The sequence below is a fragment of the Methylobacterium sp. CCH5-D2 genome (genome assembly GCF_001556475.1).
Lineage (GTDB): Bacteria > Pseudomonadota > Alphaproteobacteria > Rhizobiales > Beijerinckiaceae > Methylobacterium > Methylobacterium hispanicum.
The window spans coordinates 1-1,894 of sequence record NZ_LSIX01000887.1; the positions used below are offsets into that span (position 1 = coordinate 1).

Below are 1,894 nucleotides of genomic sequence, written 5' to 3' on the forward strand. Positions count from 1 at the left end.
GGGCCTCGGCCACCATCTGGACGATGCGGGCCAGCATGGTGTCGCGCCCGACCTTGGTCGCCTCGATGACGAGGGCGCCGGACTGATTGAGGCTGCCGCCGATGACGGAGGTGCCGACCTCCTTGGTGACGGGCATCGATTCCCCGGTCACGAGGCTCTCGTCGACGGAGCTGCGGCCCTCCACGACGGCACCGTCGACCGGCACCTTTTCGCCGGGGCGGACGCGAAGGCGGTCGCCAACGCCGATGGCGTCAAGTTGCACCTCCTCGTCCGTCCCGTCGGGCCGGATGCGGCGGGCCGTCTTCGGCGCGAGGTCGAGCAGCGCGCGGAGCGCCCCGCCCGTGCTCTCGCGGGCCCGGAGCTCCAGGACCTGCCCGAGGAGCACCAGCACCGTGATGACCGCGGCCGCCTCGAAGTAGGCCGGCACCGCCCCGCCGTGACCGCGCAGCGCCTGCGGGAAGAGTCCGGGCGCAACGGTGGCGACGACGCTGTAGGCCCAGGCCACCCCGGTGCCCATCGCGATCAGGGTGAACATGTTGAGGTTGCGGCTGCGCACCGACGCCCAGGCGCGCACGAAGAACGGCCAGCCTCCCCAGAGCACGACCGGGGTCGCGAGGACGAACTGGACCCAGTTCGAATTCTGCTGGCCGAGGAGGTCGAGCAGGCCAGTCAGGTGGCCGCCCATCTCCAGCGCGAACACCGGCAGGGTCAGCGTGAGCCCGATCCAGAACCGCCGGGTCATGTCGACGAGTTCCTCGCTCGGACCCTTGTCGGCGCCGACCAGCACCGGCTCCAAGGCCATGCCGCAGATCGGACACGCCCCTGGGCCGAGCTGCCGGATCTCGGGGTGCATCGGGCAGGTGTAGATCGTGCCCTCGGGCACCGGGTCGGCCTTCTTCGCGGCCCGGCCGGGGTCGACGTAGCGGACCGGGTCGGCCTCGAACTTGGTCCGGCAGCCGTTCGAGCAGAAGTAGTAGGGGTGCCCGTCGTGCTCGGCCCGGTGCTTCGTCGCATGCGGGTCGACCATCATCCCGCAGACCGGGTCCTTCACGCGGAAGGCGCCGTCCTCGCTCTCCGTGACGCCGGCATGGTGGCCGTGGTCGTGGCCGTGTGCGTGCCCGTGCTCGGCATGGCCGTGGCCTCCTGGGGCAGGATCGTGTCCCTGTGGCGCGTCGCTCATGACCGCTCCTTCCGCATGGCCGAGCGGGCGCCGCCGGGCCGCAAGCGACCCGACGACAGCCGGCGGCTTACTGGTTGCCTTCCGTCTTGGCGTTCTTGTCGAGCCAGGCGACGAGCTCCTTGATGCTCTTCTCCTGCTCCTCGATTGTCTTTTCGGCGAGGCGCTTGCTCTCGGCGTTGTCGGCGCCCTTCAGCCCGGCGCGGGCCATGTCGATGGCGCCTTGGTGGTGCGGGATCATCGCGCAGATCCAGGCGACGTCGGGGTCGCCCGCCATCATCCCCTGCATCATCGGGCCGTTCATCGACATCATGGCCTGCTGGAGACCCTTCTGGGTCTCGGTCATCTGGCCGCCCATGCCCTGCATGGCCTGGGACATGTGCCCCTGCATGTCCTTCATCATGGCGTCCTTGCCGGCGGTGGCCGCCTTGCAGGCCTCCGGCAGCTTCACGGCGGACTGCATCGAGCCATGGTCGTGGTCGGCCGCGAGAGCCATCCCGGCGCCCGGGAGCGCCAGGGCCGCGGCGAGAATCAGGGTACGAACAAGCATGATTGCCTTCTCTCGTTGGGGGTGAGGAGCGGCCCGGTCGGCCGCCCCGGATCCATCAGGCGGCCATCTTCCGGCAGCTCTCGGCGCAGCGGCGGCACTGCTCGACGCATTGCTGCATGTCGCCGACCTGCTCGCAGCTGCGGGCGCAGTCCTCGCAGACGTCGGCG

2 protein-coding genes and 1 pseudogene are annotated in these 1,894 nt (G+C 70.3%); all 3 read right to left on the bottom strand.

Going from position 1 to position 1,894, the window contains the following annotated elements; genetic code table 11:
• The coding region (locus AX737_RS23770) for a YHS domain-containing protein (RefSeq protein ID WP_156453923.1) at window positions 1-1,180 on the bottom strand (1,180 nt) is incomplete at its 3' end.
• Window positions 1,181-1,247: 67 nt separating this feature from the next.
• On the bottom strand, window positions 1,248-1,727 hold the full coding sequence (locus tag AX737_RS23775) for a DUF305 domain-containing protein (RefSeq protein ID WP_009865581.1): 480 nt from the start codon (window positions 1,725-1,727) through the stop codon (window positions 1,248-1,250).
• A gap of 55 nt (window positions 1,728-1,782) precedes the next feature.
• A pseudogene (locus AX737_RS36315) lies at window positions 1,783-1,894 on the bottom strand (four-helix bundle copper-binding protein); the annotation flags it as partial.